Origin of the sequence: Sanguibacteroides justesenii, assembly GCF_003204205.1 — a bacterium.
In the GTDB taxonomy this organism is placed as follows: domain Bacteria; phylum Bacteroidota; class Bacteroidia; order Bacteroidales; family Marinifilaceae; genus Gabonibacter; species Gabonibacter massiliensis.
On sequence record NZ_QJPL01000003.1, the window covers coordinates 345873 to 369853 of the forward strand.

Below are 23981 nucleotides of genomic sequence, written 5' to 3' on the forward strand. Positions count from 1 at the left end.
GTATTAGTTATGAAGATAAATAGAAGTGGAGCCGTTCTTTCTAAAATTGTACAAATAGGAGAGAATCTGAAAGAATTAACGCGGGTAAACGGAAAAGAGTATTTACCCCTGAACCGGGGGGTAAATCAGGTTGTCCCGATCGATTTGACCGAAGTCGTAAAAGGGATCGATTTTAACTCCCCGGAGATCCAGGTCTATCCGCACGGCGCCGGTCGCCCGGAGTTGAGAGCGGCGATAAATGAAGAATTTTTTATGGGGAAATCCTCTTCCGATCGTATTTTGATCACGGCAGGGGGAATGCATGCGTTGGATCTGGTCGCCCAAACGGTTTGTATCGGGAAATTGTATTTGCCTGCCTATTATTGGGGGTGTTACTATAAGATGTTGACGATCCGGAATGTGAAAAATGCCGAATACAATAGCCAGGCCGATCTCCTCGAGATGCTTGAAGAGTTGGAGGGTAATGCCGTTTTGATCAGTGATCCGAGTAACCCGTTAGGAGATAAGCATGATGATGAACAACAACTTGACATCATCCGGCAGTTGAATGATGCGGGTGTTGTTGTGTATTACGATTGTCCCTACCGTCGTCTTTTTATGGATGGACGAGATGATTATTACGTGAGATTGATGGATATGGAGAATGTGATTATCACCGAGAGTTTTAGTAAATCCGTGGGATTGAGCGGGCAGCGATTGGGTTTTATTTATACCAAAAATAAAGAGTTGCATGACGAGTTGGAAGTTCGGGTCATGTATAATACCAATGGGATCAACGGTTTTGCGCAGGAGTTGGTGCTTCGTTTGTTAACGACTCCGGAGGGTAAGAGAGCTGTATCGGATTTTAAGGCAAAGACAACGCGGGATATCGCGTTGAATATCGATTACCTGAAACAAAGGAAACTATTGGCTGATGAATTTTATCAGGGAACGGTTCCCAAGGGAATTTTTGTGATTGTAAATCGGAGTGAAGAGGAGTTATTGCGTCATTATATAGGAGCCGTGTCCCTTGATTTCTTTACCAAGACGCGGCAAACGTACGCGAGTGCGTATTCCCGTATATGCGTGTCGGTTCCTCATGAAAAATTTGTTACTTATTTTAATGACCTCAAGTAACATGCCGAGAGGCAGTCGATCATAATTAATGTTGTTTAAGTAAATAATTTTAGGAGAAGCATTGTTTTATTGGAATATAGACGTATCTTTGTCGCAAGATTGAGTTGAGTTCGTTGTTTTTAAAGTACTTGCCTTTCATGTATTATGTATCGTTAAGTAAACTTTTTATCAATCCAAAGCACTCAATTGAATGAATATTTATTATTAAAGTTTTACTTAATGAACATTTACATTTCAAATTTAAGTTACAGCATCGATGATGCTGATTTAAGAGAGTTGTTTGCAGATTACGGCGAAATCGTTTCTGCAAAAGTAATTATGGATCGCGAAAGCGGAAGATCCAGAGGTTTCGGATTTGTTGAACTTGCTGACGATACGTTAGGTCAGAAAGCCATCGACGAATTGAATCAGGCTGAATATGATGGAAAGGTAATCAACGTGAACGTGGCTAAACCGAGAACGGATAAACCGAATTTCGGGAACCGCGGTGGAAATCGCGGTGGATTTAATCGCGAACGTCGCGGAGGATATAATTCCGAGAGGTCAGAAAGAAGATATTGATTGATTCAATCATAAAAAAAACGAGGAAATTTCGGTTTCCTCGTTTTTTTTCGTGTTATCTTTGATGTCGATTATTGTGTAAATTAAAGTAGAATATATGACAGCAAATTGGTTTGAATGTAAGATTAAGTATACGAAGGTAACGGAAGACGGTAAAGAGAAGAAAGTTTCGGAAATGTATCTTTTGGATGCAGTCTCTTATACGGAAGCGGAGAGTCGTATCACGGAAGCGTTAGCCTCTATGATTCAGGGAGATTTCTATATTGCCGGATTGAAAAAATCAAATATTACGGAATTGGTGGAGTCGAACGATGGGAACGACGACAAGTGGTATAAGGCAAAGATCGCGATTATCGATGCCGATCAGCTCACCGGTAAGGAAAAGAGAGCTTTCCAGTATTTTTTAGTAGCGGGAGCGAACATTGACCGGGCGTTGGAGAATTTGGAAAAGAGCTTGTCCACTTATGTAGTTCCCTTTGAAATTGTGTCTCTTGCGGATACGACTTTTATGGATGTGTTTCCCTATTTTTCGAATGATGAAGGGCAGACCGTGCCCGATCATTTTAAGCCTCTGGGTGATTTAGCATCCGAATCCGGTTCGTTCGAATGATTCCCATCTTTACATCGATGATACAAAAAAGTCCTATGAAGGACTTTTTTTTGTTAAAATGGAGTCTATTTTGTTGACATATAGATACTTCAATAGTTACATTCTTTTGATAATTTCTACAAAAAAATTCGTTTTGTCGTTTCTCTTTTGTACCTTTGCCGGATTAATTTTTTACGGTTCGTTTTAATGAAAAATCGGGAATACGATTCTATATTAAAAGAGTTCCCATTCATAATGAAACTAAAGTAAGTAATAAACGTATTGGAAATAATTAATTATAACAGGATTATGAAAACAAGAATTGAACATGATTTGTTAGGAAACAAAGAGGTGCCCATGGATGCTTATTATGGGGTACAGACTTTGAGAGCTATTGAAAACTTTGCGGGAATCAGTGGACGTCATATCGGTGATTTTCCGAATTACGTGAAGGCATTGGCCATGGTAAAATGGGCTGCTGCCAAGGCTAATCTGGAGTTGGATTTGATCCCGAAGGAGATTGCAAATGTGATTACCGCGGCTTGCGAAGAGATAATTGATGGCAAATTGCATGATCAATTCCCGGTTGATATGGTACAAGGTGGTGCCGGAACTTCCACGAACATGAATATTAATGAAGTGGTTGCCAACCGGGCTTTGGAATTGTTAGGACATCAAAAGGGTGAATATCAATATTGCCATCCGAACAATCATGTCAATCTGTCTCAATCGACCAATGATGCTTATCCTACGTCATTCCATTTGGCTATTATTCTGATGAATAAAGATCTGGTAGCTGAGTTGAAATTGATGGTGGAAGCTTTCCGCGCCAAAGGCAGGGAGTTTGTCGATGTATTGAAAATGGGACGTACTCAGTTGCAAGATGCGGTACCTATGACATTAGGACAGGAGTTTGAAGCTTTTGCCGTAACATTGGAAGAGAATATCGAGAGGTTGAACGATGCTTCCAGATTGTTCCTGGAACAAAATATGGGTGCCACGGCTATTGGTACCGGAATCAATTCAGAGCCGGAATATTCTGAAATTTGTACGCGCGAATTACGTATTATAAGCGGCGAGGAGTTTGTTTTAGCCCCGAATTTGATTGCTGCTACTCCGGATACCGGTGCTTGTGTAAGTTATTCTTCCGAATTGAAACGTTTGGCCGTTCAATTGTCGAAGATTTGTAATGACTTGCGTTTGTTGTCAAGCGGTCCGAGATGTGGTTTGGGCGAAATCAACTTACCGCCTATGCAACCCGGCTCTTCCATTATGCCCGGTAAAGTCAACCCGGTTATTCCTGAGGTGGTAAATCAGGTTTGTTTTAACGTGGTCGGTAGCGATACGACTGTAATGATGGCGGCGGAGGCTGGTCAGTTGCAGTTGAACGTTATGGAGCCGATTATCGTGTTCTCTTTGTTTAACTCTATTCAGATGTTGACCAAGGTTATGGAACGTTTGAGAGTTTTATGCGTTAACGGTATTACTGCCAATCCCGAACATTGCAAAGAGTTGGTTATGAATAGTATCGGAATCGTGACCGCCTTGAATCCGACGTTGGGTTATGAGAATTCTTCTCGTATTGCCAAACGCGCTTTACAAGAGAGAAGAAGTGTTTACGATCTGGTTTTGGAAGAGGGGTTGTTGACGAAAGAGGAGCTGGATAATTTGTTGCGTCCGGAGCTGATGATTAAACCGAAAAAATTCTATAAGAAGAAGTAATAGGGAAATAATTGTTACATTTTTTTATATAATACTTTAATACAGTCTAAATTTAAACAAAAAGTTATGAAGAAGAATTTTACAAGAATGGTGGCTATTCTGATGATTGGAGTGTCTTCAGTTGCCTTTACGGGTTGTTTCGGGTCATTTGGTTTGACAACAAAATTGCATAGTTGGAATAAGCAAGTGTCTCAAAAGAAATTCGTGAATGAGTTGGTATTTTTGGGATTGTGCATCTTGCCGGCTTACGAATTGGCTTGTTTGGGTGACGTTTTGATCTTTAATTCCATTGAATTCTGGGGTGGTGAAGATCCGTTGGCAATGAATGAGGGAGAGGTAGAGGAGAGTCAGGTTATGTATGCCGGAAATTCTTATACCGTAACTAAATCTTTGAATAAGATGTCTGTTGCCAGCCAAAATACGGATGCCAAAGCTGAATTCCAATATTTCCCGGAAGAAAAAGCTTGGTATTTGATGGATGGTCAAAATAAAGTGAAAGTGATGAAATCTGCGAAAAAAATGTTCAAAGTAGTAGAACAGGCAGACTAAATTTTAGTTTCTATCATACAAAGCCGCCGTCTGATTTTTCAGACGGCGGCTTTTTTGTAGCACCCGGGGACGGGTGCAATGTGCTATTTTAATCTACAATTGCAAGGTATAACTCTCCGGGGCTGGGACGTTCTCGTCGGTCGTGTAAACGTTTTTCGTTCACTGTCCTCCGGGACTCGCTACGCTCGGACAGTCCGTCGTCCTGTCGTTCCAAAAATCGAACACGACGCTCGCCATTCACTATTTATGTCCCTTCGTTTTATCCCTTTCCCTTTAATCAATTGTAAATTTTAAATTGTAGACCCGATAAATTCTGCGATTCAATGAATTAGTGATTCCGTGATTTAAATTTAATCACTAAATCACCTAATCACTAAATCACCTAATCTCCTAATCATTATATCTCCCAATCCCTAAATCTTTTAATCTACAATCGTCAATTGTCAGCTGATGTATCTCCAATTGATTTTGGTTTTGAAAAGACGTTTGACTTGGGAAGCGAAAACCAGGTTTTCCTCTTTTGAAAGATTGGGGTCGGCTTCAAGGAGGGCATGGGCGGCTTGGGCGGCTTCATTGAGTATCATGCCGTCTTTTCCGAGGTTGGCTACCCTGAGGTTGCAGCTCAGCCCGCTTTGTTGGGTTCCTTCGATGTCTCCCGGTCCCCGGAGTTTTAAGTCTGCTTCGGCTATTTCAAAGCCATCGTTCGTGGAAGTCATGGTTTCGATGCGTTTGCGGGAATCGTTGGAGAGTTTGTAGGAGGTCATCAGTATGCAATAGGATTGATCGGCACCTCTACCGACACGTCCCCGAAGTTGATGTAGTTGGGAGAGTCCGAAACGTTCTGCACTTTCGATAACCATGATGGAGGCATTGGGGACATTTACCCCTACTTCGATTACGGTAGTTGCAACGAGTATTTGAGCTTTCCCGGAGACGAAATAATGCATTTGGGCCTCTTTTTCTGCCGGTTTGAGTTTCCCGTGAACGATAACGGATTGGTATCCGCGAGGTGCGAAAAATTGATATACCTGTTCGTATCCCTCCTCTAAGTTTCTATAGTCCATTTTTTCGGATTCGGAAATCAGCGGATACACGATATAAGCTTGTCTGCCGGCCTTTAATTCTTTTAGAATGAATTTGTAAACGTCGTTTCGTTTACTCTCGAACGTATGGTAGGTAGTAATAGGTTTTCTTCCCGGGGGAAGTTGATCGATGACGGAAACATCCAGGTCCCCGTAGAGGGTCATGGCCAGGGTGCGGGGAATGGGGGTTGCCGTCATAACTAACATATGGGGAGGGGTATTGTTTTTTTGCCATAATTTGGCGCGTTGCGCTACACCGAAACGGTGTTGTTCGTCGATAACGACCAATCCGACGTTGTTGAAGCATACGACATCCTCCAAAAGGGCATGCGTGCCGACGAGAATTTGCAATCGGCCGTCGGATAATGCTTCATGTATAATGTCCCGTTCTTTCTTTTTGGTGGAGCCTGTTAACAAGGCTACGCTAATAGGAGTGTCTTTCAGCATTTGTGTTATGGTTTCGTAATGCTGAGCGGCTAAAATTTCGGTCGGAGCCATGATACAGGCTTGATAGCCGTTGTCTAAGGCGATCAACATGCACATGACGGCTACCAATGTTTTGCCGCTTCCCACGTCTCCTTGCAGGAGGCGATTCATCTGCTTGCCTGAGCCGCAATCCAGCCGGATCTCTTTGATCACTCGCTTTTGGGCGTCCGTCAAGGGGAACGGGAGGAGGTTATGATAGAAGTTATTGAAGTAATCTCCGACGACATGGAACGGATGTCCCCTGAATGAAACTTTGCGGTTGAATTTCAGTTTAAGAATATTCAGTTGGATATAGAATAATTCTTCGAATTTTAACCGGTATTGTGCTTTTCGAAGTAATTCCGGATTTTCGGGAAAATGTATGTTGAAAAGGGCATCGTGAAGATAGATCAAATTGTGTTTTTTGATAAACCAAGCCGGTAAAGTTTCCGCGATGCGTCCGTTCAGGTTTTTGAATATGCCTGCCTGAATTTTGCTGATGACTCTCGACGTGAGGAAACTTTTTTTCATTTTTTCCGTGGTAGGATAAACAGCCTGAAACCCTACCAGTTGTTTGGCATTCGCTTCGTAGAGATCTATTTCCGGATGAACGATATTTAGCTGTTGGTTGAATACACTCGGCTTCCCGAATATCAGGTATTCTTTATCGGGTAAGATTTGACTATCCAAGTATTTGTATCCTTTGAACCAGACGAGCTCCAGTTCTCCCGTGCCGTCACTTGCCGTCGCCACCATTCGTTTTTGTTTCCCGGCTCCGACGGCGGTTAATCGGGATATTTTTGCTTTAATCTGGATATAGGGTAGTTGAGCATTCAACTCTCTTATCGTGTATAACCGGGTACGATCGATGTATTTGTAAGGGATATGATAAAGCATATCCTCGTAGCTGCAGATATTTAATTCTTGTTCGAGTAAAGAGGCCCGTTTAGGACCCACTCCAGGTAAAAATTTAATATTTAATCCGGCTATTTCCAAAACAGAAAAGATGTGTTTATACTTTATTTGTCGAACGAAAATAAAAAAAATAGATGACTTTGTTGAGCAAGTCGGGAATAAATTTTAATTTCGTTGTTCGGAGTTTTGAATGAAAGAGCGACAAGGTCGTATTCGATGACTATGAGGAAAAATTGAGATGTATAATTATTTGAAACAACGAGTGAAACATGCCATTCGCTTCAGGCATAAAAGAGGATTCGGCGTCCACTCTCCTTTCGTATTCGATTTGATTACGAATGTGATTAAAGAGAGAAACCTCTACTATGATTTCGAGCGAATAGAAACAAGGGCTAAGTTACGAAGCAGCGAAAAGAAATTATGCCGTTTGCTTTTCCGCTTGTCGGATTACCTGTCTTATCGGAATGTCTTGTTATTGGGGTTGGAGAATCCGTTTGTTATCTCTTATTTGGAAGCTGTTTCCAGGGATATGCGTCTTTTTTATAAGGGAAAGGAGTTTAAGGGAGAGCGGTATGAAAAAGTAGAACCGGCCTCTATCGGCGAAGTTCCGTTGGACATGATGTTTTTGGGACGGGAGCTCGACGGGGTTTGGAGTGCGGCATGCGAATCTCTGTTGAAAGAAAGAAAGGAAGGACCGCTTTGTGTTATTATCACGGATATTTACAAGAAACCGTTGAATGCTCAATTGTGGAGACAATGGAGGAAAGAGTGTACGGTTTCGATTGATATGATGTGGTACGGAATGTTGTTCTTCGATAACCGGTTGCAAAGAGGGAGATACAATATGATTATTTAAAGGGGACTGCATGCCGGATAGGGGGAGTCTGGAGTTATGAATCTAAAATTTAATATAAGATGAAAGTATACACGAAAACCGGGGACAAGGGAACCACTTCTTTGATCGGAGGCACGCGGGTACCTAAGAATAACGTGAGATTGGAGGCGTATGGGGGCGTGGATGAACTGAACGCTCATTTGGGAATGATTCGTTCTTATTCAATTCCGGAAGAGAGTATAGAGGAGATCGTTCGCATTCAGAATGTATTGTTTGTCGTGGGGGCCAATTTGGCAACAGATGCGACGGTTTCGGATTTGCAGCAGCAACTTCCTTGCACATCGGAGGATATAGAGTTTTTGGAAAAGGCAATAGACCGGATGGACGAGGTTTTGCCCCCCATGAGATTCTTCGTGCTACCCGGGGGAGACCCGGCAGTGTCGGCCTGTCATATTGCCCGAACTGTTTGTCGACGGGTGGAGCGTCGGATATTAGATATGAGTGAGACGATAGAGGTGGATGAAGTGATTACGCGCTACATGAACCGTTTATCGGATTATCTTTTTGTTTTATCGAGAAAATTGGCACACGATCTTCGTGTCGATGAGATGAAATGGGAGCCGACAAAATAAGAAAAGCGATGAAAGAGGTATTGAGTTTTTTGAGTGATTTGAAAGAGAACAATAATCGGGAATGGTTTCAGGCGAATAAATCCCGTTATTTGAAAATAAAAGCTATTCATGAAGAGTTTATTCGAGAGTTGATACAGGAGATAGCCGAATTTGATCCGGAGATCGATGGATTGCTGGTAAAGGATTGTATTTTTCGAATATACCGGGATACGCGTTTCGCCGCGGATAAAACTCCTTATAAGACGCATATAGGTGCTTTTATGGTGAAAGGGGGAAAAATGAATCCGAGGGGAGGTTATTATGTACATATTGAGCCGGAAGGATCCCTGTTTGCGGGGGGAATCTGGTGTCCTTCTCCGGCGATGCTGAAAGCGTTAAGGCGGGATGTGTATGATAATGTGGAAGAATTCCTTGCTATTATCCGTAATCCGGAATTCGAGAAGTACTATTATATGGACGGGGAAAAATTAAAGAAAGTGCCTGTTCCTTTTCCTAAAGATTTTCCGGAAGCCGAATTATTGAAATACAAAACCTACACGGTAACGAACCGTATTTCCGACGGATTCTGGGAGGAGGATCGACTTGTGAAAAGGTGTGCGGAACGTTTAAAGCTGCTTCTGCCCTTTAATCGATTCCTGAATTACACCGTCGACGAGTCCATGCAAGGCGGTTATACACCCCGGATATATTAGTCGATTTGCGTATCTCGGAGCGACCTTCCTGTCTGACTCGTGCGTGTACAGTATAATATGCCGATAATGAGGATTTTGATGGATTTTTTTGTGTTTAAATCTTTGGTCGTTAGTAGAAAAATTCGTATATTTGTTACATGGAAAAAGTAATAGAAGAGATGCCTGTTAAAACATTAACTGCCGTGAGAGAAGAGATATTACAAGGCATGATTGCGTCCTTTCGTTTGGAAGGAATAGAGATTCAGGAAAAAACAGCCTATACGATATTGGAACAGGTAGATCGGAAACTCATAATGCAGAAGAAATAATTTGTTCCATCCGAGTGTAATCCCGCTTGGCTACTTGCTGAACGGCGATTATGTATTGCTCGAAATCGATGCGATTGAAATCCAAACCCGGATAGCCTTGTTTGCGGGCCATGAGATTGGCCAATATTCGGGCCGTACGGCCATTACCTTCTCGGAAAGGATGAATAAAAAGCAACTCCCCGTGTACGATGGCTATATCTTTAATCAGTCTCTTTTTGTTCGGGTAGCGATCCGGAAGTCCGGACAATATCTCTTGTTCGAAACGGACCATGTTCTCGGCAATAAAGCGGGCTGCCGGAAAGACAAAGCCTCCCTTGGACATATTGACGCTACGAAATTTTCCGGCAAACTGGTAGAGGTGCTTTAATGCCATGCAATGGATACTCTGGATGTATTTTACGGTAAAGCGTGTCTGGGGTGAGAGTTGTTCCGTGAAAATGATTTCAGCCATTAGAAAACCTTCAAATTCAGCATTGTGAATGGCCTCTTGATCGGTAAGACCAAGCAAATTTTGCAGAATTTCGCTTTCATTACCATCGGTGGTGTATCTGGTCATGGCCGTTGATTTTTAACAAAGGTAGGGAAATGCCGTAATAAACCAAATTTATTTATGATTTATGCTTAACGGTTTCTGATTAAGAACTATCTTTGCGCTAATTTAAAATAGTTTATGTGTTTAACAGCTTTCTATTTAAAGGATAAACCGTTAAATAAGACAAAAGATGAAGGTATTACTATTAGGTAGCGGAGGTCGTGAACATGCATTGGCCTGGAAAATAAATCAAAGTCCGAGATTGACCGAGTTATATGTAGCCCCAGGGAACGCGGGGACGGATAGGTTGGCTAAAAATGTCGATATTCAAGTGACGGATTTTCCCGCGTTGGCCGAATTCGTATTGGAGAAAGAGATAGAGATGATTGTTGTAGGGCCGGAAGATCCTTTGGTGGAAGGAATCCGGGACTATTTTGAAGCAGACGGACGTTTTACCGGTTTGATGCTTGTCGGACCGGGTAAGGCCGGGGCGGTACTGGAGGGAAGTAAAGATTTTGCGAAGGAATTTATGATGAAGCATGCCATTCCTACGGCAGCTTATTTTACGGTAACACGGGATAATCTTCAGGAGGGGATTGCTTTTTTGAAAGGGATGAGGTCTCCTTATGTTTTAAAAGCGGACGGACTGGCTGCCGGTAAGGGGGTGTTGATCCTGGAAGATTTGGATGAAGCTGTGCGGGAGTTGAATTTGATGTTAGGCGGGAAATTCGGGAAAGCGGGAAGCCGGGTGGTTATCGAGGAGTTTTTAAAGGGGATCGAGCTTTCGGTTTTCGTTTTGACTGACGGAAAGGATTATAAAATATTGGGATCCGCTAAGGATTACAAAAGAATAGGAGAGGGTGATACCGGTTTGAACACGGGTGGAATGGGAGCTGTCTCTCCGGTGCCTTTTGCCGACGATGCTTTTAACCGTAAAGTGGAGGAACGGATAATTCGTCCGACGGTGGAGGGTTTGCAAGCGGACGGAATCGATTATCGCGGGTTTATCTTTTTCGGACTGATGAATGTCGGGGGTGAGCCTTACGTGATCGAGTATAATGTACGTATGGGAGATCCTGAAACGGAAGTGGTTATGCCCCGGGTAAAAACGGATGTATTGACTCTGTTTGAAGCCACGGCCAAGGGAGGAATACGGGACATCGCTTTAGAATTGGATCCCCGGTTTTGTACCACGGTGATGTTAGTCTCCGAAGGTTATCCGGGAGCTTATAAAAAAGGTGAGGTAATTACCGGAATAGAGAGTGCGGATGATAGTCTGGTTTTTCATGCCGGGACGAAAGTGTCGGAAGGGAATATCGTGACGAACGGAGGGCGGGTAATTGCTGTCAGCTCTTTCGGTCATACGAAAAAGGAGGCGTTGGCATTGTCCTATAAGAATGTTGAAAAGATTCGTTTTGCGGGAAAAAATTTCAGAAGGGACATAGGGGCGGATCTTTAAATAGTAAACCATAAAGCATGAGTCTGAATGCCATAATAAAGTCGAAAAGTATATATATGCTGTACCTGTTACCGTTTTTAGTGATAGGTATAGCATTTTTTCGTTATTGGTTGGGAGGAGAGTACACGCCGTGTGGCATCGACGGATTGATATCGTTATCTTTTTTGGAAGCGTACGAGGGGAGTTTCTGGCTTGATAAGGTCGGTTTGCTATTGCTTTTATCTCTTGCTTTTTTGCTCTTTTTCATTGCCGACCGTTATAAGTTTTTATCCCATGTTTCCGTTTTGCCTTCTTTTCTCTACTCTTTATTGACCGTTGGCGTTTTATGCCATTACGGGGTAAATGCCTATTTATTTGCGGCATTTTTTGTCGCTTTGGCCGTGGCCTACCTGCAATCGGCTATCGTGCATTTTAAGACGAATGCTCCGGTATTCAATTTCGGTTTTTTTATTGCCCTGTCTGTATTGCTTTGTCCCGATTTGTTCGCTCTCGTCCCGTGGGCCGTGGTCGTATTGCCTTTTTCGGGAAGGGCTACATTGAAAGATATGGTTGCCCTCTTGTTGGGATTTGGAACCATGTTTTTTTTAGTTTGGGGGTATTATTTCCTGTCCGGGGATTCGGGTGGATTATTCACCCTTTTTTGGGATAAAATATGGGAAGGAGATTCTTTTATACAGATCGTATCGGCAAAACCGATCGTGTTTATTATTATAGGCATATTGATTTTTGCTTCTTTCGGTAACGTGTTGATCAATTATCCCACGGTAATCGTGGCTCAGCGGCGAGGGTTGCTTTCCATGTTGTCGATGCTTTTCTTTTTGGGAGGTTCCATGTTTATTATTCCCTGTTCATGTTACGGGGGAATGTATATAGTGGCAATTCCTTTAGTCTATTTGTTTTCGCAATACTTTATTTCTCATCATACCAAGTGGGCGGGAAATATGCTATTCCTTCTGCTGTTGGTTGCCTGTGGATGGTTGATCTTCGGTTAACCCTCGAAGGTTAATAGTTCTCCCCGATGGGTTTCGTCGAATTTCCCTTCTTGGTAGACCGTATGCCCGTTGACTATGGTCGTGTTTACCCGGTAAGAGAGTGTCGTTCCCTCGAGAGGCGACCATCCGCATTTATACAATAGATTCTCTTTCGTCACGGTCCATGGATTTTTTTCTACGATCACGATATCGGCTTTGTATCCTTCGCGAAGATATCCGCGTTGTTGTATACGAAAAATATCCGCTGGTGCGTGGCACATTTTATCCACGATATTTTCTATGGTTATTTCTCCGTTTTCCATCAGTTGTAACATAACGGGCAAAGAGTGCTGAACCATCGGGCCTCCGCTGGCGGCTTTCGTGTATACTCCGTTTTTTTCTTCCGGAAGGTGAGGTGCGTGGTCGGTAGCAATGATGTCTAACCGATTGGAATTAAGAGCCCGTAACAAAGCCTGTCTATCCGCTTCTGTCTTGATGGCGGGGTTCCATTTTACCCGGTTTCCCTTGCTCGAATAGGCTTCGTCGTTGAACCAGAGATGATGGATGCAAACTTCTCCCGTGATGCGTTTTTCTTTTCGTGAGCCTTGATCTAACAGCTCCAATTCTTCTTTCGTGCTTAAGTGGAGAATATGCAGTCTGCTATGATGTTTCCGGGCCAAACGTGCGGCTAAGGAAGAGCTAATGTAGCAACATTCCCGGCTTCTGATCAGCGGGTGGCAGGCCGGAGGAATATCTTCGCCGTAACGTTGCTTGTAGAGTTCCAGGTTCCGGTTGATCGTGGGGGTATCTTCGCAGTGTGTGGCGATTAGAAGGGGAGATTCTGCAAAAATTTTCTCGAGAACTTCTATGTTATCCACAAGCATGTTGCCGGTAGAGGAACCCATGAATATTTTTATTCCGCAGGTTGTTTTCGGATCGACTTTTTTAATCTCTTCTATGTTATCTAAGGTCGCTCCTATGTAAAAAGAGTAGTTAACTAATGAATTTCGACGGGCAATATGTTGTTTCTCCTTCAGTAACTCGTTTGTTGTCGTGGGTGGAATAACATTGGGCATGTCCATGAAGGAGGTGACTCCTCCCGCGGCGGCAGCCCGGCTTCCTTCACCGATGTCTCCTTTCCGGGTAAGTCCCGGTTCGCGAAAATGCACCTGATCGTCGATAACTCCCGGAATGACGTATTTCCCTTCTGCATCTATGATTTGAACATCATCGGAAAGGGATGCGATCCCTTTTTCCTCGATGGTTTCAATGGTATCGTTGTCGATAAGAATATCGGCCCGGAATACTCTTCCTTCATTGACCAATGTTCCGTTTTGAATAAGTGTTTTCATAGATAATGAGGTTACGGAATTTTAGTGTGCTTCGTTTCGATTGGCGTTTTTCTTTTTTCCTAAACTGCGGAGTTTCATGGTGATGACCCCCCAAAAGGCTTCGTTAAAAATTCCACCGTTCATCTTGGATGTCCCCTCTGTACGGTCGGTGAATATAATAGGAACCTCTTTCAGTTTGAATCCCATGGTCCAGGCGGTGAATTTCATTTCAATCTGAAAGGCGTATCCTTTGAAACGGATATTGTCCAGATCTATGGATTCCAGTACTTTACGAGTGTAACATACGAAACCGGCCGTGGCATCGTTTATTCTCATGCCGGTAATGAATTTCACGTATTTGGAAGCGAAATAGGACATTAGAACTCGTCCCATGGGCCAGTTGACCACGTTTACTCCGGTAACGTAACGGGAACCGATAGCCATATCCCCTTCTCCGCTTTGACAGGCTTTGTAAAGTTTAATCAGGTCATCGGGATTATGAGAAAAATCGGCATCCATTTCGAAGATATAGTTGTAGTTGTGTTCCAATGCCCATTTGAAGCCTGTAATGTAAGCGGTACCCAGACCTAATTTCCCTTTTCTTTCGATCATGAAAAGTTGAGGGAATTCTTTTTGCAGATTTTTGATAATCAGGGCGGTTCCATCCGGAGAGTTATCCTCGATCACCAGGACATCGAACGAAGGTTCGAGTTTAAATACATAACGGAGGATATTTTCAATATTCTCTTTTTCGTTGTAGGTGGGTATGATGACAAGTCTGTCGTTCATATGTTGCTTTTTACAGGTATTCGACAATTTTCTCTAATTTATTTCCTCGGGAGCCTTTAATTAAAATGAATGAAGCGGTGACTTTATTCTTTTTGAGATATTCTATTAATGTTTCCGTGTTGGGGAAATAATTTATAAAAGTATATTTATTTATGAACGGTTCAAAATTTTCGCCGACTATAAATGCATGATGAAGCTGTTTTGCCGCCAATAAATCGAGAACTTCTTCGTGAGCTCCGTCCGACATGTCTCCTAACTCTCTCATTTGTCCGATAATTACCAGTTTATGTTCTCCTGTCATTTCCGCGAAATTGGAAACAGAAACCTTCATACTGCTGGGGTTGGCATTGTAAGCATCGAGGATAAGCGTATTATCTTTGGTTTTTACAAGCTGAGAACGCATGTTGGATGGTGAATAGTTTTCAATGGCTTCTTTGATCCGTAGCGGATCGATATCGAAATAAAGGCCGACGGCGGAAGCTGCCATGGCATTGTCGAAATTGTATCCGCCGATCAACTTGGTTTTCACGTAGAGATGCCCTTTTCGGGTCTTTAGGGAGTAGACTAAGTAAGGGATGGTTTGTAAAATCTCTCCGTTGGCAAAACAATCGGACGTGCCGTAAGTGATTTTCGATTGGTTATCGGCCAATCCCATCAGCAACTTGTCGGAGCCATTCACGAAGAGGGTCCCTTTTCGGGCTCCGATCGCCTCGTATAATTCGTTTTTCGTGCGTATGATATTCTCGTATGATCCGAAGCCTTCCAAATGCGCGTATCCGATATTGGTAATAATACCGTAATCCGGTTCTGCAATGTCGCATAAGGTTTTGATCTCTCCCGGGTGGTTGGCACCCATTTCGACAATTCCCAATTCCGTGGAAGTGTCCATGCTTAACAAGGTTAACGGGACTCCGATGTGATTGTTGAAATTACCTTGTGTGGCCACCGTCTTAAATTTTTTAGAAAGGACAGCATAACAAAGTTCCTTCGTGGTCGTTTTTCCGTTGGTACCGGTAATACCGAGAATCGGTACATGCAGTTTCCGGCGGTGGTACCGGGCCAATTCCTGAAGAAACCGAAGCGTGTCGGGAACCGATAAACATTTCTCGTCGGTGGCGTACTCTGCTTCATCCGTTACCGCGAAAGCGGCTCCTTGCCTGATCGCCGTTGCTGCAAAGGCATTGCCATTATGATTTTCTCCTTTTAACGCGATAAAAATATCTCCTTCCTTCACTTCCCGGGAGTCGGTAACTATTCGTCCGCCTTTACTGAACGCTTCGTACACAGTTGCAATTGTATCCATGCTTGTTTGTCTTTACCAAGATACAAATTTATAAAAATATAAATCTCTCTGCCGAAAGATGGTTGTTTTTTGATATTGTAATTTCAAAAATCGATTGAAATAAGCGACAAAAAGAAAAATGCAGCCTGGAAAATATAAAACCAGGCTGCATTTGTATCTTCTTTATCGGACTGTTATCAGAACATATAATCCCAAACCGGCAATTGCGTGGGTTTCTGGTCTAAGCTATTGATTGCTTTGTCACTTAAGTATTTTTTATGGATAACAATACGGAAAATATACTCGTCGAACCATTTGTCCGTGAAAGTCAAGTAACCGTTGTGTCCTGTAGAGGGTCCCCAGCTATTTTCAAACTCCCATTTTAACGGCTGGTCGTTGGCATCCGTATCTACTCCCACTAAAGTCATCGCGTGAGAAGAACCGCTTTGGCGGGTTAGAATCCGTGCTTTTTTGTCCATTTTGAAGTCAACACCCATCAACGAGTTGTAGTCGTACATATCCGGGTCCATGATTCCTGTTTCCCGGTTGAGAAACTTGCCCACATCACAGGAAGAGTACATGGCTTCGTTGTTTTTAATGGAAGCAACGGCTGCTTTTTTAATCTCCTCGTTCGGGAGATTCAGGTATACCCAGTTGATTCCTTCGACGGTGTTCCGGTAGTTTTTAATCTCGTAGAGTTTGTAATATTCCCGAGTCGGATCATTCATGATCATAATGTAATTTTTCGGATCGTAATCTTCCGGGGTGATCTCCTCGTAGAACTGCTTCGGCGTGTAATTGGCCAGTTCTTTGATGTTCCCGTCTTTATCCGTGTACCGCCAGGTAAATTGGGTAGGAGGTTCTCCGAGACAAAGGGCCAGAATACGATATATATCTTTTAAGATAGAGATTTTTTCTGTTTCCAGGGCTTTCGTTTTTTTGCCTTGAGCGGCCATTTCCCGTAAGGTATAGCCCCCTTTGCGAAGTCTTTCATTGATAAGAGACCCCATGGCTGCCGTGTTATCGGAATGAGCCGTCTCGGGCATGACGGACTTGGGCACGACCCCGTATTTTTCTCCTAAATTGTAATACAGATTCCATACGCCACCATCGTTAACGGGTGCCGAGAAAAAGAAGGTCACTTCCCGGTCGTCCATCGGTTTGCCTGCCGTGGCAATGATATTCTCTAAAAAAAGGTTGGATTTCTCAAACATATCCCAGAAATAGAGGTAGTTATGAGAGAAGTCAAAATCATTTAAGTGATATTTCTTGATGATGTCGGGACGTAATACGTTCATGGAGGTAAACATCCAGCAACGTCCGGAACTGTGTTGATCGGTGATCCCTTTGACATCTACCCGGTACTTGAAATAGTGGTCTATTTTGCCCTGAAGTTCCCGGTTAAGGGCATTATCCCGGATATTCTTGTCGTTTGTCAAGATATTTTGAATGGCTTTCGTGGAAGGATCTTTTTTGAAACTTCCCTGAATTTCTTTTAACTCTTTTTCCGTGATCGTCTGAGCGCATAATGAGGCTCCGATCATCAATAAAGCACCTGTTAATAGTGTTATCTTCATAAAATCATTTTTAATCGTTTTAATTTTAAGCCAGAGAGATTCTGTGATTTAGTGATTCTGTGATTTAGTGATTCAAATCATTTAATCTTATAATCTTCTAATCTCAGAATCTTTTAATCTACAATTCTATATATGTATTACCTCGTCGTAGGCAGCGGCAGCGGCCTCCATGACGGCTTCGCTCATCGTCGGATGAGGATGGATGGTTTTAATAATGTCGTGTCCGGAGGCTTTCAGTTTCCGGGCCAGTACCATTTCGGCAATCATCTCGGTTACGTTCGTTCCTACCATATGAGCTCCTAACAGGGTGTTGTCGGCAGCGTTGAATATTAATTTGATGAATCCTTCATTGGCTCCGGCGGCACTTGCCTTGCCTGAAGCGCTGAATGGGAATTTCCCGATTTTGATTTCATACCCCGCTTCAACGGCTTTGGCTTCGTTCAATCCTACCGAGGCAACTTCCGGTGTCGTGTAGGTACAGCCGGGAATATTGGAATAATCGATGGGTTCGGTATGGACTCCCGCTATGTGTTCGACACAGCAAATGGCTTCGGCTGAAGATACGTGAGCCAAGGCGGGGCCCGGGACTATATCTCCGATGGCGTAGATCCCTTCGACATTCGTACGGTAATATTCGTCTACTTTTATTTTTCCCCGATCCATTTCGATTCCGAGTTCTTCCAAACCGATATTTTCCACGTTAGGGGAGATGCCGACAGCCGAGAGTACGATCTCTGCTTCGTGTACCTCTATCTCGCCTTTTTTATTTTTGATGTTCGCTTTTAAAAGTTCGCCGGTCGTGTCGACGCTTTCTACTGAAGATTTTACCATAACTTCAATACCTGCTTTTTTAAACGAACGTCCTACTTGTTTGGATACCTCTTCGTCTTCTAACGGGAGAATGTTAGGTAAAAATTCTACTAACGTTACTTTGGTGCCCATGGCGTTGTAGAAGAAGGCCAATTCGGAACCGATCGCTCCGGATCCCACGACGATCATCGATGCCGGTTTGTGGTCGAGAGTCAAAGCCTGACGGTAACCGATGATACGTTTGCCGTCTTGCGGAATGTTGGGAAGCTGACGGGAGCGGGCTCCTGTTGCTAACAGGATGTGGTCTGCCTCCACGATACTTTTTTCTCCTTCGCGGGGAGTTACTTCTACCTTTTTATCCGGAGTCAGTTTACCGTGTCCCTCGATAACGGTAATGTTATTCTTTTTGAATAGGTATTGGATTCCTTTACTCATTTTGTCGGCAACTCCCCGGCTTCTGGCGATGATGGCTTCAAAATCCGGTTCGGCCTGTTCGATCTTTATTCCGTAATCGGCGGCATGGCGAGCGTATTCCAATACTTGTGCCGATTTCAACAAGGATTTGGTCGGGATACATCCCCAATTCAAACAGATTCCACCTAATTCGGCACGTTCGACAACGGCCACTTTCATCCCCAGTTGGGAAGCGCGAATGGCAGCCACGTATCCTCCGGGACCGCTACCTATTACGAGTAAGTCGTATTTCATATTTTAGTTTGTTTATAGTGTAAATAATTTTTGACGCAATCATTTGCGCTACAAATTTAGAGGAATAGTTTAAAATCGGAAAATAAACGACTTCGTTTTCTGAAAAATGCAAAAAAATAGATGAATACGGAAAGGGAAAATAAGTTTCGGTAGAGGGGTCCGCTGCTCTTGTATCCGTTTTTATTCTTTGGTAACGGGGATAGGAGGCGAACGAGTTAAAATTTTGTATTTATAACTTGAAATACTATCTTTACGCACTTGAAAGAAATAGTGTTAATACAACTGTATATGGAGTATTCTGTCAATAGTATTGGTATGAATTTATTGGTAAAAAGATGATTAGGATATTTCATGTCGCTTTAAACATAAAATTGGATTTATATGAAAGGACTAAAAATTGTTGTTCTTGCTAAGCAGGTTCCCGACACGAGAAATGTGGGAAAAGATGCGATGAAAGCAGACGGAACTGTAAACAGGGCAGCTTTACCTGCCATCTTCAATCCGGAGGATTTGAATGCTTTGGAGCAGGCTTTACGTTTAAAAGATACAATTGAGGGGACTACTGTTCATGTATTGACCATGGGACCGGGACGCGCTGCGGAGATCATTCGCGAGGCGATGTACAGGGGTGCTGATGGTGGATATTTGTTGTCGGATCGGGCTTTTGCCGGTTCGGATACGTTGGCTACTTCTTATGCTCTGTCTTGCGCTCTGCACAATTTGGAGTACGATCTGATTATTTGCGGTCGTCAGGCTATCGATGGAGATACGGCTCAGGTCGGCCCTCAGGTTGCGGAAAAATTAGAGTTGCCGCAAGTGACTTATGCGGAGGAAATTCAAAAATGCGATGGCAGGAAATTGACAATCAAACGTCGTTTGGAAAGAGGTATAGAGGTGGTCGAGTGTCCGCTGCCTTGCGTGGTTACGGTAAACGGTTCTGCTGCCCCTTGCCGTCCGAGAAATGCTCGTTTCGTGATGAAATATAAATACGCGAAAGCTACTCAGGAGGCCCAGGAAGCCGGAGAGGATTATATCACGTTGGTTAACGAACGTCCTTACTTGAAGTTAACGGAATGGAGCGTTAATGATATTACCAGTAATGCGGAGGATTTGGGATTGAGCGGATCTCCGACGAAGGTGAAGACTATCGAGAATGTTGTATTCCAGGCAAAAGAGGCTAAGGTGCTGGCCGGAAGCGATGCAGAAATCGATGAGATGATGAAGGAATTGATTACCAACCATACAATCGGATAAGTGAAGAGATTGAAAATCTAAAATCTAAGATATGAATAGTGTATTTGTATATTGCGAGATAGAGGAGAGTACGGTTGCCGATGTCAGCTTGGAGTTGCTGACGAAGGGACGGACTCTTGCCAATAAATTAGGTGTAAAGCTGGAAGCTATTGCTTTAGGACACGGGTTAAAAGATATAGAGAAACAGATATTTCCTTACGGAGCAGATGTGGTATGGGTTGGCGATGATACTCGTTTGGCTCCTTACACGACGTTGCCTCACACGAAGATGTTGGTGCGTTTGTTCGAGCAGGAAAAACCGCAGATCGCTTTGATGGGAGCTACCAGCGTGGGGCGCGATTTGGGACCTCGTGTCTCTTCTTTCCTGCATAGCGGATTGACGGCTGACTGTACCAGCTTGGAGATAGGGGAGTACTCGGATGCCAAGAGCGGCAAGAAATACGAGAACCTGCTGTATCAGATTCGGCCGGCTTTTGGTGGTAATATCGTTGCCACGATCGTCAACCCGGAATGTCGCCCGCAAATGGCTACCGTCCGCGAGGGCGTGATGAAAAAGGAGGTAGTCGATGCCGCCTATAAAGGAGAGGTTAAGAAGTTGAACGCGGATGAATTCCTCGATGACACGGATCTGGTAGTGAAGGTGATTGAACGTCAGATGGAGAAATCCAAAGTCAATATTAAGGGAGCTCCGATTATTGTGGCCGGAGGCTATGGTGTTGGTTCGAAAGAGAATTTTAATTTGTTGTATGAACTGGCTTCCGTGCTGGGAGGAGAAGTAGGCGCTTCTCGTGCGGCCGTGGATGCGGGCTTTTGCGAACATGAACGTCAGATCGGTCAAACCGGAACGACTGTTCGTCCTAAGTTGTATATAGCTTGTGGTATTTCCGGACAGATACAGCATACGGCCGGAATGGAAGAGTCCTCCATGGTTATTGCCATTAATACGGATTCGAATGCTCCGATCAATAAATTTGCGGACTATGTGATCACGGGAGACCTGAACGTTGTAATTCCGAAGATGATTCAGTATTACAAGAAGAACAGCAAATAGGTAATTGTAAATTGCGAATTGAATGTTTTCATCTGAATTTACAATCAGTAATTTTCAATTTACAATCTAAAATTTAAAATTTTAAAAGTGTTATGGCGAATTTCTATATAGATAACGAGGATTTGAAGTTCCATCTGGAACATCCTCTCATGAAAAAAATTGTTGCGTTGAAAGAGCGTAATTTTGCGGATGCCGGAAAATGTGATACTGCTCCGAGAGATTTTGAAGATGCGTTGGACAATTACGATAAAGTGTTGGAGATTTTGGGGGAGATTTGCGGCGACGTGTTAGCTGAAAATGCAGAAGGGGTAGACGCCGAAGGACCGGAGGTGATTAACGGGAGAGTGAAATATGCGGCTGGAACTCAACAGAATCACGATGTGTTGACTCAAGCGGGTTTGTATAATATGTCTTTACCGAGAGAGTATGACGGATTGAATTTCCCGATTGTTCCCTATGTGATGGCGGCAGAGTTGGTTTCTCGTGCAGATGCCGGTTTCGGAAATATTTGGGGCTTGCAGGATTGCGCCGAAACGATCCATGAGTTTGCAAGCGAGGAACAGAAAAAACATTACCTGCCGCGCGGGGCTAAAGGAGAAACTTACGCGATGGATTTGACGGAGCCGGATGCCGGATCGGATTTGCAGGCGGTACAGTTAAAGGCTACTTATTGCGAAAAGAGCGGAAAATGGTATCTGAACGGGGTGAAGCGTTTTATCACGAACGGGGATGCTCAAATTGCTCTGGTGTTGGCTCGCTCGGAAGAGGGAACGCATGATGGCCGCGGGCTTTCCATGTTTATATATGATAAGGCCAATGGAGGTATGACCGTTCGCCGTATCGAAAATAAGTTGGGTATCAAAGGTTCGCCTACTTGTGAATTGGTATTTAAGGATGCCCCGGCGGAATTGGTCGGAGAACGCAAATTGGGATTGATCAAGTACGTTATGTCGCTGATGAACGGCGCACGTTTGGGAGTAGGCGCTCAATCGGTAGGTATAGCGGAAGCTGCTTATCGCGAGGGGTTGAAATATGCTCGGGAGAGACGTCAGTTCGGTAAAGCCATTATTGATTTTCCCGCGGTGTACGAAATGTTGACCAATATGGAAGCCAAACTTCAAGGTGCCCGTGCCATCCTGTACGAAACCAGCCGTTTCGTGGATATGTATAAGGCTTATACCCATATTTCCAATGAACGTACCTTGGATAAGGCCGAACGGGAAGAGATGAAGAAATACCAGAAATTGGCCGATATCTATACTCCCATGTTGAAATTGTTTTCGAGTGAATACGCTAACGAGATCGCTTACGATGCTTTGCAGATTCACGGGGGATCGGGTTATATGAAGGATTACCCTATTCAACGTTTGGTTCGTGATGCCCGTATTACCAATATATACGAAGGTACATCTCAGTTGCAGGTTGTGGCGGCTATACGCGGGGTGACTACCGGACAATATGCCAAGTATATTCGCGATGAGTATGAAAAGGCGCCTATATGTCCGGAGCAGGAGTATATTCGTGAGATATTGAAGGGTATGACGGCTGCTTTTGAGGCTGCTGTAGCGAATGTGACGGCAGTAGGAGATCCCGAATATGTTGATTTTCATGCGCGCCGTTTGGTAGAGATGGCCGGGTATGTGATCATCGGATACTTGTTGTTGTTGGATTCGCAGAGAGACGCACGCTTCTATAAATCTACGGAAGTATTCGTGAAGTACGGACAGGCTAAAGTTGCCGGATATGCAGCTTTTATCAATAATTTCGAACTGAAAGATATGGGGATGTATAAAAAATAATACAATCCCTCTCGGATATAAAAATCGTCTGTTTTTAAAGGCAGACGATTTTTTTATTGCAAATTTTAAATTGCAAATTAATTTTTGATTTAAGATTTATGACTTATGACTTATGATTAAGATTCTGATCTTACCCTCTTCAAATCGTAAATCTTTTTAATCTCTTAATTCCCAATCACTCAATTACTGAATCCTTTAATCCCAGAATCCCTTGGTTCTTTAAATCGTAAATCTAAAATCCGAAATCGTAAATCTACAATTGGAAGGGATAACTCCTCCGGGGCCGAGACGTTCCCGTCGGTCGTGTAAACGCTTTTCGTTCACTACCCTCCGGGACTCACTTCGTTCAAACAAACCGTCGGGTGGCCGTTCCGTAAATCGAACACGACGCTCGCCGTTCTCTATTTATGCCCCTCCGTTTTTCTCCCTTAATCCCCATCCCAGAATCCCTTGATTCTTTAAATCGTAAATCTAAAATCCGAAATCGTAAATCTACAATTGGAAGGGATAACTCCTCCGGGGCCGAGACGTTCCCGTCGGTCGTGTAAACGCTTTTCGTTCACTACCCTCCGGGACTCACTTCGTTCAAACAAACCGTCGGGTGGCCGTTCCGTAAATCGAACATGACGCTCGCCGTTCTCTATTTATGCCCCTCCGTTTTTCTCCCTTAATCCCCATCCCAGAATCCCTTAGTCCCCAATCACTAAATCCTCTAATCACTAAATCTTACAATTAGCGGGGTTATTTTCGGCTCATTAACATTTTTCATCCGGATAGTTTTATATTACGTGTTTTGTACAATAATGAAATATATAGTTCTATTGTATTTATAATAAAATATATTTTCTTGTTGTATGTATATATTTGTTGATATAAAATATGTTAATAGAAGAGTTAAATTTAACCATATATCTAATGGATCATTTCCGGATAATTCTTGCTTTAATGATTG

At 43.3% G+C, this 23981-nt stretch carries 21 protein-coding genes; 14 read left to right on the plus strand and 7 right to left on the minus strand.

The annotated features are described in order from the left end of the window. Positions 1 to 9: 9 nt before the first annotated feature. The 5 genes from DMB45_RS06715 (at position 10) to DMB45_RS06735 (ending at position 4537) form a co-directional block, all read left to right on the plus strand. Positions 10 to 1116 carry a pyridoxal phosphate-dependent aminotransferase gene (locus DMB45_RS06715; protein ID WP_041504664.1) on the plus strand — a complete coding sequence of 369 codons (1107 nt, stop codon included), beginning with the start codon at positions 10 to 12 and terminating at the stop codon, positions 1114 to 1116. A gap of 219 nt (positions 1117 to 1335) precedes the next feature. Next, positions 1336 to 1677 (plus strand): RNA recognition motif domain-containing protein, encoded by a 342-nt coding sequence (locus DMB45_RS06720; RefSeq protein WP_041502883.1) that lies wholly within the window; start codon positions 1336 to 1338, stop codon positions 1675 to 1677. A gap of 97 nt (positions 1678 to 1774) precedes the next feature. Continuing rightward, entirely contained in the window at positions 1775 to 2287 is a 513-nt protein-coding gene (locus DMB45_RS06725; protein ID WP_041502884.1) for a DUF4494 domain-containing protein, read from the plus strand. 288 nt (positions 2288 to 2575) lie between these two features. Next, positions 2576 to 3988 carry an aspartate ammonia-lyase gene (gene aspA / locus DMB45_RS06730; RefSeq protein WP_041502885.1) on the plus strand — a complete coding sequence of 471 codons (1413 nt, stop codon included), beginning with the start codon at positions 2576 to 2578 and terminating at the stop codon, positions 3986 to 3988. A gap of 66 nt (positions 3989 to 4054) precedes the next feature. After that, positions 4055 to 4537 (plus strand): DUF3332 domain-containing protein, encoded by a 483-nt coding sequence (locus tag DMB45_RS06735; RefSeq protein ID WP_041502886.1) that lies wholly within the window; start codon positions 4055 to 4057, stop codon positions 4535 to 4537. Positions 4538 to 4980: 443 nt separating this feature from the next. Here the strand turns inward: DMB45_RS06735 and recG are convergent, their stop codons facing one another. Next, positions 4981 to 7092 (minus strand): ATP-dependent DNA helicase RecG, encoded by a 2112-nt coding sequence (gene recG, locus DMB45_RS06740; protein WP_041502887.1) that lies wholly within the window; start codon positions 7090 to 7092, stop codon positions 4981 to 4983. Between the two features lie 145 nt (positions 7093 to 7237). On the opposite strand from recG, the gene DMB45_RS06745 reads away from it, so the two are divergent. From DMB45_RS06745 to DMB45_RS14705, 4 genes are all read left to right on the plus strand, one after another. Further along, entirely contained in the window at positions 7238 to 7855 is a 618-nt protein-coding gene (locus DMB45_RS06745; protein ID WP_041502888.1) for a hypothetical protein, read from the plus strand. Positions 7856 to 7914: 59 nt separating this feature from the next. Beyond that, positions 7915 to 8466 (plus strand): cob(I)yrinic acid a,c-diamide adenosyltransferase, encoded by a 552-nt coding sequence (locus DMB45_RS06750; RefSeq protein ID WP_041502889.1) that lies wholly within the window; start codon positions 7915 to 7917, stop codon positions 8464 to 8466. A gap of 8 nt (positions 8467 to 8474) precedes the next feature. Then, the gene (locus tag DMB45_RS06755; RefSeq protein WP_041502968.1) at positions 8475 to 9158 is read left to right on the plus strand and encodes a DUF2461 domain-containing protein; all 684 of its coding nucleotides are present in this window, start codon (positions 8475 to 8477) and stop codon (positions 9156 to 9158) included. Positions 9159 to 9295: 137 nt separating this feature from the next. Next, the gene (locus DMB45_RS14705) at positions 9296 to 9466 is read left to right on the plus strand and encodes a hypothetical protein (protein WP_154665528.1); all 171 of its coding nucleotides are present in this window, start codon (positions 9296 to 9298) and stop codon (positions 9464 to 9466) included. On the opposite strand, the gene DMB45_RS06760 is transcribed toward DMB45_RS14705, so the two are convergent. After that, a complete protein-coding gene (locus DMB45_RS06760; protein ID WP_041502890.1) occupies positions 9447 to 10022 on the minus strand; it encodes a Fic/DOC family protein in 576 nt (191 codons plus the stop codon). The genes DMB45_RS14705 and DMB45_RS06760 overlap by 20 nt on opposite strands. 166 nt (positions 10023 to 10188) lie before the next feature. Between DMB45_RS06760 and purD the strand changes: the two genes are divergently transcribed. Continuing rightward, entirely contained in the window at positions 10189 to 11457 is a 1269-nt protein-coding gene (gene purD, locus DMB45_RS06765; protein WP_041502891.1) for a phosphoribosylamine--glycine ligase, read from the plus strand. Between the two features lie 17 nt (positions 11458 to 11474). After that, the gene (locus tag DMB45_RS06770; RefSeq protein ID WP_041504669.1) at positions 11475 to 12449 is read left to right on the plus strand and encodes a hypothetical protein; all 975 of its coding nucleotides are present in this window, start codon (positions 11475 to 11477) and stop codon (positions 12447 to 12449) included. Here DMB45_RS06770 and DMB45_RS06775 read toward each other — a convergent pair. The 5 genes from DMB45_RS06775 to lpdA form a co-directional block, all read right to left on the minus strand. Then, positions 12446 to 13780, minus strand: a complete 1335-nt coding sequence (locus tag DMB45_RS06775) for a dihydroorotase (RefSeq protein WP_041502893.1) — start codon at positions 13778 to 13780, stop codon at positions 12446 to 12448. The genes DMB45_RS06770 and DMB45_RS06775 overlap by 4 nt on opposite strands. Before the next feature lie 21 nt (positions 13781 to 13801). Further along, entirely contained in the window at positions 13802 to 14548 is a 747-nt protein-coding gene (locus tag DMB45_RS06780; protein WP_041502894.1) for a polyprenol monophosphomannose synthase, read from the minus strand. Between the two features lie 10 nt (positions 14549 to 14558). Further along, a complete protein-coding gene (locus DMB45_RS06785) occupies positions 14559 to 15851 on the minus strand; it encodes a UDP-N-acetylmuramoyl-tripeptide--D-alanyl-D-alanine ligase (RefSeq protein ID WP_041502895.1) in 1293 nt (430 codons plus the stop codon). Positions 15852 to 16027: 176 nt separating this feature from the next. Then, the gene (locus DMB45_RS06790; protein ID WP_041502896.1) at positions 16028 to 17407 is read right to left on the minus strand and encodes a C1 family peptidase; all 1380 of its coding nucleotides are present in this window, start codon (positions 17405 to 17407) and stop codon (positions 16028 to 16030) included. Positions 17408 to 17533: 126 nt separating this feature from the next. Beyond that, positions 17534 to 18925, minus strand: a complete 1392-nt coding sequence (lpdA, locus tag DMB45_RS06795; protein ID WP_041502897.1) for a dihydrolipoyl dehydrogenase — start codon at positions 18923 to 18925, stop codon at positions 17534 to 17536. 381 nt (positions 18926 to 19306) lie between these two features. Between lpdA and DMB45_RS06800 the strand changes: the two genes are divergently transcribed. From DMB45_RS06800 to DMB45_RS06810, 3 genes are all read left to right on the plus strand, one after another. Next, positions 19307 to 20179: an electron transfer flavoprotein subunit beta/FixA family protein gene (locus DMB45_RS06800; protein ID WP_041502898.1), complete on the plus strand. Its 873-nt coding sequence runs from the start codon at positions 19307 to 19309 to the stop codon at positions 20177 to 20179. A gap of 31 nt (positions 20180 to 20210) precedes the next feature. Next, positions 20211 to 21230: an electron transfer flavoprotein subunit alpha/FixB family protein gene (locus DMB45_RS06805; RefSeq protein ID WP_041502899.1), complete on the plus strand. Its 1020-nt coding sequence runs from the start codon at positions 20211 to 20213 to the stop codon at positions 21228 to 21230. 92 nt (positions 21231 to 21322) lie between these two features. Beyond that, positions 21323 to 23029, plus strand: a complete 1707-nt coding sequence (locus DMB45_RS06810; RefSeq protein ID WP_041502900.1) for an acyl-CoA dehydrogenase family protein — start codon at positions 21323 to 21325, stop codon at positions 23027 to 23029. Positions 23030 to 23981 lie beyond the last annotated feature (952 nt).